Origin of the sequence: Caballeronia mineralivorans PML1(12) (genome assembly GCF_001028175.1) — a bacterium.
Classification (GTDB): Bacteria; Pseudomonadota; Gammaproteobacteria; order Burkholderiales; family Burkholderiaceae; genus Caballeronia; species Caballeronia mineralivorans.
In genome coordinates this window covers 68,278-82,387 of sequence record NZ_AEJF01000091.1, presented here as the reverse complement: position 1 = coordinate 82,387, position 14,110 = coordinate 68,278, and the positions used below count along the sequence as shown (strand labels likewise).

11 protein-coding genes and 1 pseudogene are annotated in these 14,110 nt (G+C 60.4%); 7 read left to right on the top strand and 5 right to left on the bottom strand.

The window, feature by feature from the left end; genetic code table 11:
• Positions 1–96 precede the first annotated feature (96 nt).
• Positions 97–798 (bottom strand): fumarylacetoacetate hydrolase family protein, encoded by a 702-nt coding sequence (locus tag EOS_RS14545; protein WP_047847351.1) that lies wholly within the window; start codon positions 796–798, stop codon positions 97–99.
• Positions 799–932: 134 nt separating this feature from the next.
• Positions 933–1,883, bottom strand: coding sequence for an AraC family transcriptional regulator (locus EOS_RS14540; protein WP_087881939.1), 951 nt, complete (start codon positions 1,881–1,883; stop codon positions 933–935).
• Positions 1,884–2,169: 286 nt separating this feature from the next.
• Here EOS_RS14540 and serA point away from each other — a divergent pair, with 286 nt between their 5' ends.
• From serA to EOS_RS14525, 3 genes are all read left to right on the top strand, one after another.
• Complete coding sequence (gene serA, locus EOS_RS14535; protein WP_047847349.1) at positions 2,170–3,390, top strand: phosphoglycerate dehydrogenase; 1,221 nt, start codon at positions 2,170–2,172, stop codon at positions 3,388–3,390.
• A 492-nt stretch (positions 3,391–3,882) separates the two neighbouring features.
• Positions 3,883–5,139, top strand: a complete 1,257-nt coding sequence (locus EOS_RS14530; protein ID WP_235442812.1) for an MFS transporter — start codon at positions 3,883–3,885, stop codon at positions 5,137–5,139.
• Positions 5,140–5,173: 34 nt separating this feature from the next.
• A complete protein-coding gene (locus tag EOS_RS14525) occupies positions 5,174–6,934 on the top strand; it encodes a winged helix-turn-helix domain-containing protein (protein WP_047847347.1) in 1,761 nt (586 codons plus the stop codon).
• A 119-nt stretch (positions 6,935–7,053) separates the two neighbouring features.
• Here the strand turns inward: EOS_RS14525 and EOS_RS14520 are convergent, their stop codons facing one another.
• On the bottom strand, positions 7,054–7,302 hold the full coding sequence (locus tag EOS_RS14520) for a hypothetical protein (RefSeq protein WP_047847346.1): 249 nt from the start codon (positions 7,300–7,302) through the stop codon (positions 7,054–7,056).
• Between the two features lie 440 nt (positions 7,303–7,742).
• Between EOS_RS14520 and EOS_RS14515 the strand changes: the two genes are divergently transcribed.
• Entirely contained in the window at positions 7,743–8,234 is a 492-nt protein-coding gene (locus EOS_RS14515) for a hypothetical protein (RefSeq protein WP_235442816.1), read from the top strand.
• An 18-nt stretch (positions 8,235–8,252) separates the two neighbouring features.
• Positions 8,253–8,603 carry a VOC family protein gene (locus EOS_RS14510; RefSeq protein WP_047847344.1) on the top strand — a complete coding sequence of 117 codons (351 nt, stop codon included), beginning with the start codon at positions 8,253–8,255 and terminating at the stop codon, positions 8,601–8,603.
• A 24-nt stretch (positions 8,604–8,627) separates the two neighbouring features.
• On the opposite strand, the gene EOS_RS14505 is transcribed toward EOS_RS14510, so the two are convergent.
• Entirely contained in the window at positions 8,628–8,963 is a 336-nt protein-coding gene (locus EOS_RS14505; RefSeq protein WP_087881937.1) for a hypothetical protein, read from the bottom strand.
• A 127-nt stretch (positions 8,964–9,090) separates the two neighbouring features.
• Positions 9,091–9,287 (bottom strand): annotated as a pseudogene (locus EOS_RS44430) (DUF1289 domain-containing protein).
• A gap of 70 nt (positions 9,288–9,357) precedes the next feature.
• On the opposite strand from EOS_RS44430, the gene EOS_RS14500 reads away from it, so the two are divergent.
• Together EOS_RS14500 and EOS_RS14495 are read left to right on the top strand one after the other, a co-directional pair.
• On the top strand, positions 9,358–11,865 hold the full coding sequence (locus EOS_RS14500) for a PAS domain-containing protein (protein WP_160312497.1): 2,508 nt from the start codon (positions 9,358–9,360) through the stop codon (positions 11,863–11,865).
• A gap of 153 nt (positions 11,866–12,018) precedes the next feature.
• On the top strand, positions 12,019–14,037 hold the full coding sequence (locus tag EOS_RS14495; protein ID WP_047847343.1) for an AI-2E family transporter: 2,019 nt from the start codon (positions 12,019–12,021) through the stop codon (positions 14,035–14,037).
• Positions 14,038–14,110: the final 73 nt, after the last annotated feature.

Genomic DNA, 14,110 nt, shown 5'->3' with positions numbered 1-14,110 from the left:
AGGTGAGAGTATTCGGGAGCGCTGCACATGAACTCGATATAAACCAGGAAGACGGTCGGCGGAAAGCGGCGTCAAGGTGAGCAAAGGCCGCCAAGTTCAGCCTTGAGCGCCGCCAATTTCGAAGTGGAATTCTGCAATCCCATCAACACCGCCAGCGACTTTATCGCCGGGCTTCAACGCGCCGACACCCGCCGGCGTGCCGGTAAAAATCAGATCGCCGGGCTTGATGACAACCGCTTGCGAGACGTGGCTGACGATGTCCGCTACCGGCCAGATCATATCGCCGAGATCGCCCGTTTGCCGCGTCTCGCCATTGACGGACAACCAGATGGCGCCGCTACCCGGATGACCGATTTCCGTGGCACGTCGGATGGGTGTTACCGGCGCAGATTCGTCGAAGCCTTTGGCCCAGTCCCACGGACGGCTCATCTTCTTCGCGACCGCTTGCAGGTCGCGCCGCGTAAGATCCACGCCAACGCAGTATCCGAATACGTACGATAGTGCGTCCTGCGGTTCGATCTGCCGACCCTCTTTTCCGATGGCAATGACCATCTCTATCTCGTGATGCAGATCCTCGGTCAACATCGGGTACGCGAGTGTTCCCGCCGCGGGCACGACGGCATCGGCGGGCTTTGTAAAGAAGAACGGCGGTTCGCGGTCGGGGTTGGCTCCCATCTCGCGTGCATGATCGGCGTAATTGCGCCCGACGCAAAAGACCCGGCGTACAGCAAAGGAGGCGCTCGAGCCGGCGACGGGCACAGCGACGGTCTGGGGAGCGGGAAAGGCGTATTCGGTCATATCGGCGAACTCGAAGGTAGAGGTTGTTTGGCGCGGACTACCGCGACACCCACAAACAATATGCTTCGCGCACTGTCCCGTGCAGGACAAATCCGCCCCACGCCTTGGATTAAATTGCTCTATTTCCGGCCGGGTTACCGCAGGATACCTATAGGCTGCGCAACAGCCGTTAACTCGAATTGCAACGCACGGTATTCCGTAGGAGATGTTCCCACAGCCTGGCGAAAGCGTCTGGTGAAATAAGCCTCGTCGCGAAAGCCGACCACGAACGCGATGTCTTTGACGCGGCGTGTATCGTCCGCAAGCAACGCTTTCGCCCGGCTGATTCTTTGATCCGTAACCCATTGCACAAAGGTTCTGCCGGTCTCTTTTTTCATCAGGCGGGCCACATAACCGGGTGTCAACGCGGCTGCATCGGCTGCCGATCCTAGCGATAGCGTGTCGTCTTCTAGATTCTCCAGAACATGGCGCATCACTTTGCTGATGGAGTCGCGGCGGCTGACTGCGCGCTCGTTGAGCGCCGCCAGCCGCAGAAGCGGGTCCGCGTATCTCGTGCAAACCAGTCCTATCAATTGCAGGAGATAACCGCGAAGCCGGCTGGTCGCGCCAAACCCGCGTGCACTGTCTATCTCCATCATGAGGTGAACGATACGTTCGACCTCGACGAGATCGGAATCGGTCAGCTTGAAATCCATCTCGTCTTGAAAGCGAAAAGGCGCTAGCTCCGGAAAGCGGATGACGGGAATACTGCCGAGGTCGATCCGGCCATCGACTGCATCGACATCCAGGCCGAGGAAGTCCAGCGCAAAGTTGATCACGATGAACCGCGAGTGTTCAGGGTGAGGAATCATATGCAGCCGGTGCGGCGCGATGAAGGCGACGGAACCGGTTGGGAACGGACGGGTTACATCGCCGATCTGTTGCTTTGTATCGCCACCCAGATTGATCTGGATCTGGAAGTAGTCGTGCTTGTGCGGTTCCGTGATGGCTGAGCGCAAGGTCTGGTCGCGAATATAGAAGTCGAGGCGGTCGCTTCGTTCGGGCATTGCGTAGGTACGGGACGTGCGTTTGGCGAACGCGCTCATTGGCATGAACTCCTTTCCGGGTTCTGCGTGAACAAACGCCAAGGATACCGCTTCGCTTAACGATCTGCCTTTAGCCAGTTGACCCTATTCTCGCTAAGGCCTTCCATCAACACGAGAGCCCAAAAGCCACATGAACAGTAGGGTGGAAAATATGAATGTCCTGCAAGCGGTAACATCATCGTGATGCCTGAAGCTTGGGCGCCGATTCGTCCGGCGTGATCGAAGCCATGAAAAATGCGGACATCACGCGGACACCACCTGCTGGGCATATGAATGGCCCACGTCACTGACCTATAAGCGTTCTATGACCTCTGTTCTTCTACTCGAAAATATCCACGACACCGCGGTTGCGCGTTTCAGCGAAGCGAAACTGGAGGTCGAGCGTCGCGCGGGTGCGCTCGCCGGCGGGGAATTAACGCGTGCACTTCAAGCACATAACCTGATCGGAATTCGATCGGCAACGCATCTCCGGCGCGAGGAAATCGATGCCGCGCGTCATCTGCTCGCAATAGGCTGCTTCTGCATTGGAACCTCGCAGGTCGATCTGATCGCGGCTGCGCACGCGGGGATCCCGGTTTTCAACGCGCCGTTTTCGAATACGCGTTCGGTGGCTGAACTGGTGATTGCCGAAGCCATCTTGCTGCTGCGCCGCGTGCCGGAGAAGAGCGTGCTGGCGCATGCCGGGGCATGGGCCAAGGGCGCGAGCGGATCGTTCGAAACGCGGGGCAAGACCATCGCGATCGTGGGATATGGGAATATTGGATCGCAGGTCGGCGTGCTTGCCGAAGCAATGGGAATGCGGGTCGTGTATTACGACGTGCAAGCGCGGTTGTCGCTGGGCTCCGCTCGCGCGGCACAATCGCTTGTCGACGCGGTATCGCACGCGGATGTCGTGACGCTCCACGTACCGGCGACACCCCAGACGAACCGCATGATCGATGCAGCAACGCTTGCGTGTTTCAAAGCCGGCGCGATCCTGATCAATGCATCGCGCGGTTCGGTCGTCGATATCGACGCGCTCGCGCAAGCGCTGCAGGCCAAGCGGCTGGGCGGGGCTGCCATCGACGTATTCCCGGAGGAGCCCAAGACCAACGCCGACATCTTCAAAAGCGTGCTTCAGCACCTGCCGAATGTGATCTTGACGCCGCATGTGGGCGGTAGCACCGAGGAAGCGCAGGAAAACATCGGGACCGAAGTCGCGACCAAACTCATTTCGTTTTTGACGACAGGCGACACCGTGGGATCGGTCAATTTTCCACATGTCAATCCGGGACCATTGGACGCGCCCGCGCGTCTGCTCAACGTCCACGGCAATGCTCCGGGTGCGCTCGCCACGCTTAATACGCGGCTTGCCGGAGAGGGCGCCAACATTGTTGCCCAGCATCTGCAGACCCAGGGCGAGACCGGCTACGTGGTAACGGACCTGGATAAAGCGCCCTCCAGCGAGTTGATACAGGCGCTGGGCAAGGAACCCGGTTTTATCCGGACGCGCTTGCTAGTGAAGTAATCTGGTTTCATGCACGGGACCGGCCCTTATCGCGGGCAAATAAGCGTCGGTCCGATCCGGTGCAATATCACGCAAGGCGCGCTAGATTGCGCCGCATCCATGAACAAGTGTCGGGGTGCTTAGCTTATACGCGCAGTGTGAGACGACCTGAGATCAACACCGTGCCAAGGGCATCTATCCGCGCTAAGCAAACCTCTCTTCCGGAACCGGAATGCCAGGCCACTGGAGACATTGGCTTGGCAATGAGCCACATGCAAGCGCGTCGCTCCAACTAGCCCTCACTGCATATTCCACTCCATGCACCATCCCCGGGCGTCGGCCAACATTCTTACCAGAATGGCGGATATGGCATGCGGTCGCGTCCTAGGATAGTAGAGCGTCAGCACTCACACGCGGAAAACGCTGTGAGGCGATCTAGTCCCTGCACGGCGTTGCGTGCCCGATGATTCGAGGAGGACTATGCTCGACGATTCTCTCCCGATCCGAAACGAGATGATGACTGCCCGCCAGCGCTGGACGATCTTGCTCGTCAGCGTTGGGGGCGCGCTTGAGACTTTCGACTTTGTCGTCTATGGATTCTTCGCACACGAGATAGGCCGCGAGTTTTTTCCGATCAACGCCGGCATGTCGGCGGATACGCTGTCGTTCGCGGTCCTTGCAATTGGTAATCTCTCAAGACCGATAGGCGGAATTTTCCTCGGCCGTCTCGGCGATAAATACGGACGGCGTTCCGTCTTCACCGTCTCGGCGATGGTGGCAGCGGTCGCCACCCTGCTCATTGGAATGCTCCCTTCATACCGTGCGTGGGGCATGATGGCCACCGTGTTTTTGCTTCTGCTGCGCCTTACGCAGGGTTTTTGTGTGGGCGGCGAATTGCCCGGCGCGGTCGTCTACGCCGTGGAAATAACGCGCGAGAACCACGGCGTCTTATGCGGCATGGTGTTTTTCGCCGTCAACATGGCGTTGCTGCTTGCCGCGGGAATCAACCTGACGGTACAAATGGTGTTCACGCCGGACCAAGTCAGCTCGATCGGATGGCGCATCGGTTTTCTGCTGGGTGGCGTTATCGGGCTGCTCAGTTTCGTTCTGCGCCGTAGTCTGATGGAGACGAACGAATATGCGCAAACCGTCGGTGCGCGGCATAGGGAGCCGCTCGCCGTGTTGTTTCGCGAGCATCTCAAGCCCCTTGCGACAGGCATTGCGGCAACGGTACTGGTGGGAGCATCCAATGGCCTGTTCGTCGCGCACATGCCCACCTATCTCCGGCAGCTTGGCTACGACCCCCAGCGGATCGCGATGGCGCAGACGCTGTACGTGATCGTTGTCTCGGCGTGCATCCTGGTCACGGCGCGTATGGGTGACGTGCTGCCGCGACGTTATGTTTTTCGACTAGGCGCCGTGTTATCGGCGCTGTTCGGCCCCGTTTTCTATGTGACAGTCGCCCGTCATCAGGCCAGCCTGCCCGTGTTGTTCGTGATGGCAGGCATGGTTGCTTCGTTCGCCAATGGAACCTTCGCCTGTGCGATCGCCGAGCTCTTTCCAGTCGGTGTGCGTTTCAGCGGCGTGGGCACCGCGATGAATCTCGGTCTGGCTGCATCGATAGGAACGGCGCCCCTGATTGCCAGCGTTCTGGTAACCCGAACGCACTGGCCTCCGGCACCCGCACTGTTCATGATGCTGTGCGCGACGCTCGCATTCATGGCGTCTTTCGGGATGAAAGAGACCAGAGGAGACGTTGGCGCTTTGTAAAGCGCACACAAGAATCGATCTCGCTGGAGGGCACATGAAGACACACGAACCCATCACGATCGGAAACGTAGAGCTCGACATCGAGCGCTACGAACTGCGCCGCGCGGGGCAGCACATTCGTCTTGAACGCTTGCCGATGGAGTTGCTGATTTTCATGGTGTCCCGTGGCGGCGAACTCGTGACGCGTGCCGACATTGTCAGGACGCTATGGCGCGGCAACGCTTTCCGGGACACAGACAACAGTATTAATACGGCGATCCGGAAGATCCGGATCGCGCTTGGCGAAAATCCTGACGACCCGAAGTATCTGCTTACTATCAAGGGCAAGGGGTATCGTCTCGATGGCGTGCGAACGTCGTCCGCGGAACCGCTGACCGCCGCGCCCGCCGCCGTTCGCGTGCTGGTCTTGCCCTTTGAAAACAAGAGCGGCGATCCGACCCAGGACAGCTTCTGCGATGCGCTCGCAGACGAGACTTCCGCCAACATTGGCGTGCTGCATCCCGAGCAGATCTACGTCATCGCGAGGACAACCGCCGCGCGTTACCGGCGCTCCAACAAAAGCATTGCGGAGATGGCGCACGAGCTGGCTGTCGACTATGTGCTGGAAGGTTCGATCACGCGGGAGGGAGGGCGGGTTCGCATCCTGGCGCAGTTGATTCGCTGTACCGACCAGGCGCAAATCTGGGGCCGCGCCTATGAACCGGTGGCACAGGGCGCGCTGGATAGTCAGAAAGAGGTTGGGACTGCGCTGGCCCGTGAAGTGTCGCCGACGCTCGCTGAACAGCAGCAGCATATGCTGGCAAGACGGTTTCCCATCGATCCGGCGGCCCACGACGCGTACCTGCGCGGCCGGTACTACTGGACCCGTCGCGTTCATTTCCACGCGGGATTTGCCGCCCACCACGCGCTGAGCGGCGAGGACTTCACCCGCGCGCTCGGCTACTTCGAGACCGCCATCGAGCGTGATCCGACCTACGCGCTGGGTTACGTCGGCTTGTCGAATATCTATGGATCGACCGCGACGCACGGCCTTTTTGCACCGTCGCAAGGTTATCCGAAAGCGCGGGAAACCGCGCTTCGGGCATTGGAACTGGACCCGGACCTGCCTGAAGCCCATCAGGCACTGGCCGGCGTGCACTATTTCTACGACTGGGACTGGCGCCGGGCAGAGGAGGAATTTCTCGAAGCGCTGCGTCTGAATCCCAACCACGCTGAAACCAGCCGCCTCTACGCGAGACTGTTGCTGGTGCTTGGACGAGAGGCGGAAGGACACGCGCAGTTCGAGCGTGCCGAGCGCTTCGATCCGCTCGGCTTTGAAGGCTCACGAATATTCGGCATGGTGCAATCGGGCCGGTACCAGGAGGTCATCAGGGAGTTCCTCGCCGACGGGAATGGCAACCGGTCGTCGCTGATCTATCAGGTGCTGTCGATCGCGTTCGAAGTGCAGGGCATGCACAAGGAGGCGGTCGAGGCGACCCTCGACGCGCTGACGCGGTGTAACGAATTCGCTCGGGCGGAGATGATCCGGACGGTGTGGGAAGCGGGTGGTTATGACACGCTCCTGCAATGGTTCTTGCAGGATTTGCTGGCGCGGCGGCAGAGGGGTTATGTATCGCCGCTGCTGTTTGCGGAGATCTACGCCCGGCTGGGGAGGCAGGACGAGATGTTTCATTGGCTTGACGCAGCGCTTGCCGAACGCTCGTCTCGGCTGTGCGAACTTCGTACGAATGCGTGGTTTGATCGATACCGGTCAACCGGGCGGTTTCGCAATGTCGAAAAGAGGATTGGCTATTGAGGGGTGCCGGACGCGTTGGAGAAAGATGAACCGGTCATGGATTCCCGGCACGCTGAGCGCCTGGCAAAACTCAGCGTGCCGGCTCGCCCCGTTGTCCGGAATACGAGCACCTGACCACGTCACTGACCGTGATAAAGGTCTTGCAACCGGGCTTTCTCTCCGGATTGCTGCGAACGAAGGAGGTCTTGATAGACCTGTTGCCGGGTAATTCCCTTCGGTGCTCCTGCATCGCTTCTGGACATATCCGTCACGCCGCCGACGTCCTGCGCAGGCTGCGCGGTTTCCATGGTTGCAGCCTGTTCTTGCGCCCATGCCTGTCCAACGACGAGGGTGGCTGCGCATGCCACCACGATTCTAAGTGTCTTCATCTCGAGTTCTCCACAAAAGAAGGTCGGACACGGTCAGCAGATCGCTGGCCGAAAAAGGCGATACCGAGCGGTTCAACGCTTGTGCGGTGCGCAGTCCGGATCGCATCCGCCCATGTTGCGACGCCGTTTCATGGAACTCCATCGACGCAAGATGAAGAAATCGTTAACGCGCTGCACGTACCGACGCAAAGTGAGTCGGACATGACGTAAAAGAGTTAGGGACGCTAACAATATGCGAACGATCTGGGCAGCCATGACCTAGCACGATGCCGCCAACGGGGGCTTGAAATCGGCCAGCGGATTGAGCCGTGAACCAATGAGCCACTTTCGCGCGCCTGATTCGATCGGTTATATTCGTTACGCCGTTTAACGTAGCCGCTTGGGAGCTGTGTGAGTACAAGAAGATGAAACCGCTTATCCAGTACCGCGCGTGGTGTTTGATGGCACTGGTTGCCATCCAGTCAGTGCTTGCCGACGACGCCCTCAGCAACCGCGGAAACGATCCGTTTTTCCAGATTTCCAAAGCGATCCCGCAATGTCCAACGCCTTTAGGACCGTTGGAGACGGAACAGGAGTGGCTACTCGAAGGGCATTACCGCATCGAACGCGGCAATAGCTGCTGGGTGGAGGGGCGGTGTCGTTTGTCCAATGCGTATCGCTACGATGCCGAGATAGCCGAAGCCGTTCAGCGGCGGCTCAGCACCATCAATCCCGCCACACATTGGCGCGAACAATCGTCGTTATGGCTGATGCTGCAGCGTAGGTTTATCTATGTGCAAGGCTGTATATCGCCCGGTTTCGACAAAGATAAATTCCTGTCTGAGCTGGCAAAAACGGCGGATGTCGACCAGGTCATCGACAACACGACCACCGATCCCAAGGCGAATCCTTTACCGTATAAAACGCTCGCGGATCCGCTCAAGGCGCCGTAATGCAAGGGGAAAACGGAGATGAAGGTCAAACGAATAGTCACCAACATTGCAACGCAAGATGTCGCCCGGGCCAAACGGTTCTATCAGGACGTGCTGGGTCTCGATCTGCTGATGGATCACGGCTGGATCCAGACTTACGGTTCGCAGACAGAAATGAGCGTGCAGATCAGCGTGGCTTCTGAGGGCGGATCCGGCACACCGGTGCCGGATCTGTCGATTGAGGTCGATGACGTCGATACCGCGTTCGACCGCATGAAGAGCGCGGGTTTCCCGATTGAATACGGACCTATCGATGAACCCTGGGGCGTCCGACGTTTCTATGTCCGCGATCCGTTCGGCAAGCTCATCAATGTTCTCGCACACGCATGAGCGCAGAGCTCGGCCAATCGAACCCTAATACCCCTGCGGCACATTCGCCTTGTTCCCCGCCAGCGGTGAACCATAACCACCGCTTTGTGTGTTATTCGGCAAGCCGTTGACCAGCTGCGCCCGCGGATCGGTGGGATTCAGGTTCAACTCGCCCGCTTGCTGATTGCCGTGCGTCGGATATTCGCTGCCGAGCGGCGCGTTCGGCATCAATTTCGTACTGTTGGCCGCTGCGTGCATATCGTCGTTCGGGCTTAAGCCCATGCTCATGGTTTGCGCGTACGTCGCGTGAGTGGCAAATGACGTGACGAGCACGGCTGCGGACATCGATAAAACGCGTTTCAACCGAATGATGATGGTCATGACTGAACTCCGGAATAGTGAGTTGGGTTTCGTGTCCTTGTCGTCTTGTCACGTCAGGCCAGCACGCGTTGTTGTCTGTCAAAAGCTTGTCAAAAGAACGCGATTGCACGCACATGGATGCCTCGCGTCACTTCTTCGCTTTCTTAAGCTTAGCCTCGCGCTTAGACCGTTCATCGATAATTTTTGTCCGGGTTTTGTTCTTCAGCTTTTTCCATTGCTTGCATTCGTCCTTGGTTCGCAAGCAACCGGTGCACAACCCGGTCTTGCCATCGAATTCGCAATGTCGATGCAGGCTGACTCCAGTGCAACCCCGGACTCAGCTATAGCGGATGCTAAGATTTGGAACACTTTGCTCGTTGCACTGTGCCTGACTTACCGGCTTTTGCTTTCGACCATGCAGAAACCCCTGCTGTTTTCCACGCTGAGCCAGCTCGAATTCGAGCGGGCCGTGCTCGGGCGCGTCGTGGCGGGCATGCCGCTGCACGAGGTGCTCGAACACGTGGTTCATCGGGTGGAAAACCGCTCCGAACTGCCGTTGCGCGCTTCCGTGCTGCTCGTGGATGCCACCGGCAAACGCCTGGTTCACGGCGCCGCGCCGAGTTTGCCCGACGACTACAACCGCATCGTGGACGGCCTCGAATTCGGGCCGCTCATGGGTTCGTGCGGAGCGGCGGCGTTCCGGGGCGAGCCGGTGATTGTCGAAGATATCCAGACGGACCCGGTCTGGGCGGCTTTCCGCGATATCGCCCGGCAATACGACCTGCGGGCCTGCTGGTCCATGCCCATTCGCGCCGCCGATGGCCGGCTGCTCGGCACCTTCGCCAACTACTACTCCGTGCCGAAAACGCCGTCGCGCGAGGAACTGGACGACATCGCGCAAGTGGCGAGCGTGACGGCGCTTGCGATCGAACGCCACGCGAGCGACCGGGCGTTGCGGGAAAGCGAAGAGCGCCTGCGGATCGCGCAGCAGGCGGGCGGAATTGGCACCTTCGAGCTGTTTCCGCATAGCGGGCGGATGGCGGTATCGGAGGAACTGTGCTGGCAATGGGGTTTGACGCCGCGCCATGAATACCATCTCGACGATCTGCTGGAACTCGTGCATCCCGAGGACCGTGAACGCGTGCGCGCCGGGCATCTCGACATGCCGGCCGGCGCGCTCGATTACCTCGAGTACCGGATTCGCCGCCCCGACAACGGCGAGGAGCGCTGGATGGCGCGGCGCGGCGAAGCGATCCAGGACAATGCCGGCGGCTTGCGTTATCTCGGCGTGACTTACGACATCACGGGGCATAAGCGCTTCGAAGAGCGCTTGCGTGTCAGCGAGTCGCAATTGCGGCGTTTGAACGATTCGCTGGCCGCCGAAGTCGATGCCCGCACCCGCGAGCGCAACAGCATCTGGCGCAATTCGCGCGATCTGTTCATTGTCGCGAGCAGCGCGGGCGTGCTGCGTGCCGTCAATCCGGCATGGACGGATATCCTTGGCTTTCGCGAAGACGAACTGATCGGCAAGTCGTTTGCGGAGATCGTTCATCCCGACGACGTGGAGACCACTGAAGCCGCGTTGCTATCGGCGGCTCGTTCGGGACTCGTACGTTTTGAGAACCGCAATCGCCACAAGGACGGCTCTTACCGATGGGTATCGTGGGTCGCCGCGCCCGAAGGCGACACGCTTTACGGCAACGGCCGCGACGTCACCAGCGAAAAGGAAACTCAGCGCGCGCTTCAACAAACCGAAGAAGCGCTTCGCCAGGCGCAGAAAATGGAAGCGCTTGGGCAACTGACGGGAGGCATCGCGCATGATTTCAACAATCTCCTGCAAGGCATTACAGGGCCGCTCGAACTGATCCGCCGATACACCCAGCTCGGCCGGACGAACGACATCGACCGTTTTATTTCGATGGCGACCGGTGCGGCAAACCGGGCGGCATCGCTCACGCACCGGCTGCTGGCGTTCTCGCGGCGGCAGCCGCTCGACCCCAAGCCAGTGAACGCGGACGAGCTGCTGCATTCGATTGACGACCTGCTCAAACGTACGATGGGCGAGGCGATCGAGACGCGCGTGGTGCGCAATCCGCATCTCTGGCTCACGCGCTGCGACGCGAACCAACTCGAGAACGCGCTGCTGAATTTCGCGATCAACGCGCGCGACGCCATGCCGGAAGGCGGGCGGCTGACGCTTGAAACGGACAATGTGGAGCTCGGCCACGACTTTGCCGCGCGTCATCCCGATGTGACGCCGGGTCCCTACGTGGTGGTATCGGTGTCGGATACAGGCGCCGGCATGGCCGCCGACGTCAAGGCGCGCGCCTTCGATCCCTTCTATACGACCAAACCGCTGGGCCAGGGAACGGGGCTGGGTTTATCGATGGCTTACGGGTTTGCCAAGCAGTCCGGCGGGATTGCGACGATCGACAGCGCGCCCGATGCGGGCACGACTATCCGGCTTTATCTGCCGCGCTTTTCCGGCGATCCCGGCAAGCAGGAAATCACGAGCGAACTCAACGAAGCGCATCGCGCGGCCGGGCGGCACGCGATCCTGGTGGTGGAAGACGACGCTTCCGTGCGTGAACTCGTGTGCGAGATCCTGCGCGATCTGGATTACCAAGTGCTCGAAGCCGTGGACGGCCCGTCCGGGCTGGCCATACTCAATTCGCACGCACGTATCGATCTGCTGGTCACCGACGTCGGGCTTCCCGGGCTGAACGGCCGGCAACTGGCGGACGCCGCGCGCGCGACGCGGCCCTCGTTGAGAGTGCTGTTTATGACGGGTTATGCCGAAGCGGCGACCCGCGCGAACGGTTTCCTCGACACCGGTATGGAAATGATTACCAAGCCGTTCACGCTGGAATCCATGGCGAGCCGGATTCGCAGAATGGTCACGCTGGGCGTGACGGAGGAATAGGCGCGCGCGGTTCGCCCCTACTCCCGCAAACACTCACCTTTTAGCTCCCGTATACACTCACCTTTTTGTGTGAATGGCATGTCGCTTGCTCGGGACAGCGAACGCCCCTTCGATTCCCGAGCCCTTCGCGTAGCCCTTAACGAGAACGATGTCATGACTCCAGATCCCGTGCCCCGCCGGCCGTCCACCACGGTCTTGCCGCCTGAAGCACCGGGCTTGCGGGCGCTGACATCGCTGATTACCGGCGTGGTCGTGATTTGCACGCTGTATTTCGGTCGCGCGGTGCTGATTCCAATCATCCTCGCCGTGTTGCTGAGCTTCCTGGTCGCGCCGTTCGTCGATTTGTTGCGGCGGTTGAAGTTCGGACAGGTGCCGTCAGTGATTGTGGCGGTGCTGGCGGCGTTGTCGGTGCTGACTGCCGTCGGCGCGCTGATCGGCGCCCAGGTGGCGCAACTGGCCGGCGATCTGCCGCAGTATCAGGTCGCGGTGGAGCGGAAGATCAACGCCGTGCAGGAGAAGACCATCGGCCGGGCAGATGCGATTCTCGGCAAGACGGCGGCGGCGCTCAAGCGCCTCTCGCCGAATCGCCAGGACGAGATTCGCAAGAACGAGGAAAACCCGGCGGCGTCCCCCATCGATTCACCGATGCCGGTCGAAGTGCACGAACCCTCGCCGTCGCCGGTGGAGCTGGCGCAGCGGTTTTTATCGCCGGTGATCAGTCCGCTGGAAACCACCGGCATCGTGCTCGTGGTCGCCATCTTCATTTTGTTGCAGCGGGAAGACCTGCGCGACCGCCTGATCCGGCTGTTCGGCTCGCGCGACCTGCACCGCGCAACCACGGCCATGGACGAGGCCGCCCGCCGGCTGTCCCGCTATTTCCTCGCGCAGCTTGGCATCAACATGGGCGTGGGCATTGTGATCTCGATCGGGCTGGCGATCATTGGCGTGCCCGGCGCACTGCTGTTCGGCGTGCTCACCGGCTTGCTGCGTTTCGTGCCGTACGTCGGTACGTGGATCGCGGCGTTGCTGGCCGTGGTGTTCGCGGCGGCCGTCGGACCCGGCTGGTCGATGATGATCTGGACCATGATCCTGTTCGGCGTGACGGACGTGGTCGCGGGGCAGGTGGTCGAACCGCTGTTGTACGGGCACAGCACGGGGCTTTCGCCGTTTGCGGTAATTGTCGCGGCGATTTTCTGGAGCTGGATCTGGGGACCGATCGGGCTGGTTTTATCGACGCCGCTGACCTTGTGCCTGGTGATTCTCGGGCGGCATGTGGACCGGCTGGAATTCCTCGACGTGCTGTTCGGTGACCGTCCAGCGCTGACGCCCGCGGAGAATTTCTATCAGCGGCTGCTCGCCAACGATCCCGATGAAGCGCTCGTGCAGGCCGAGTCGCTGCTGAAGGAGCGCTCGCTGAGCGCCTACTACGACGAAGTGGCGCTCGAGGGTTTGCGGATCGCGCATAACGACGTGTTGCGCGGCGTGGTGACGGCGGATCAGTTGAGGCGCATCAACGAATCGGCGATGGACATCGTCGAAGGACTTGAGGAAGTGGAAGACGTGGTGATGGCGGTGAGGCAGGAAGAGGAGCCACCGGCCAGCCTCGAGATGTCGGATCGCCAGGCCGGCATCGTGCACGAAACGCCGCCGTCTCACTTCGATGCCGCTCAGGAGGGCCACACGTCGTCCGTGCTTTGTATCGCAGGTCGTGGTGTGCTTGACGATCTGGCGGCGACTATCGCGGTGCAGTTGTTCCGCAAGCATGGCCTGGGCGCGGATCTGGCGCCGTACGAACGGTTTTCGCGTACACGGTTCGATGAAGTGGATTTAACGGGCGTGTCGCTGATTTGCGTGATTTCGTTCGATGCCGCCGAGTCGCCGCCGTATTTGCGCAATCTGCTGCGGCGATTGCATCAGCGGGCGGCTACGGCGGATCTGATCGTGGGGCTGGTAGTGCCGGACAGCACACTGGAAGGCGAGGCGGTGATTCGCAACACCTCGGCGGCAACGTCGTTCAAGGAGTTGGTTGAGGCGTGCGTGGTGGCGGCGCGGCGGCAATCGACCGATGGCGTTTCGTGGGAGGGATTGAATCCGCCGGATGTTGCTGTGGCCGCAGAGGCGGGAGGCGCGAAGGAAAATGCGCCCGTGGTTCCTGTATTGCGGGGAGCTTGATAGTTTCGTTCACGCCAGGGTTGCGGTTGCTGGCAGAACCCCAACCCGTCCTCCGGCGCGACTGAAAACCCTT

Excerpts from the sequence above, each read along its gene's own strand:
- EOS_RS14545 (WP_047847351.1), bottom strand. The coding sequence starts at position 798 with ATGACCGAATACGCCTTTCCCGCTCCCCAGACCGTCGCTGTGCCCGTC.
- EOS_RS14540 (WP_087881939.1), bottom strand. The coding sequence starts at position 1,883 with ATGAGCGCGTTCGCCAAACGCACGTCCCGTACCTACGCAATGCCCGAA.
- EOS_RS14530 (WP_235442812.1), top strand. The coding sequence starts at position 3,883 with ATGATGACTGCCCGCCAGCGCTGGACGATCTTGCTCGTCAGCGTTGGG.
- EOS_RS14525 (WP_047847347.1), top strand. The coding sequence starts at position 5,174 with ATGAAGACACACGAACCCATCACGATCGGAAACGTAGAGCTCGACATC.
- EOS_RS14520 (WP_047847346.1), bottom strand. The coding sequence starts at position 7,302 with ATGAAGACACTTAGAATCGTGGTGGCATGCGCAGCCACCCTCGTCGTT.
- EOS_RS14515 (WP_235442816.1), top strand. The coding sequence starts at position 7,743 with ATGGCACTGGTTGCCATCCAGTCAGTGCTTGCCGACGACGCCCTCAGC.
- EOS_RS14510 (WP_047847344.1), top strand. The coding sequence starts at position 8,253 with ATGAAGGTCAAACGAATAGTCACCAACATTGCAACGCAAGATGTCGCC.
- EOS_RS14505 (WP_087881937.1), bottom strand. The coding sequence starts at position 8,963 with ATGACCATCATCATTCGGTTGAAACGCGTTTTATCGATGTCCGCAGCC.
- EOS_RS14500 (WP_160312497.1), top strand. The coding sequence starts at position 9,358 with ATGCAGAAACCCCTGCTGTTTTCCACGCTGAGCCAGCTCGAATTCGAG.
- EOS_RS14495 (WP_047847343.1), top strand. The coding sequence starts at position 12,019 with ATGACTCCAGATCCCGTGCCCCGCCGGCCGTCCACCACGGTCTTGCCG.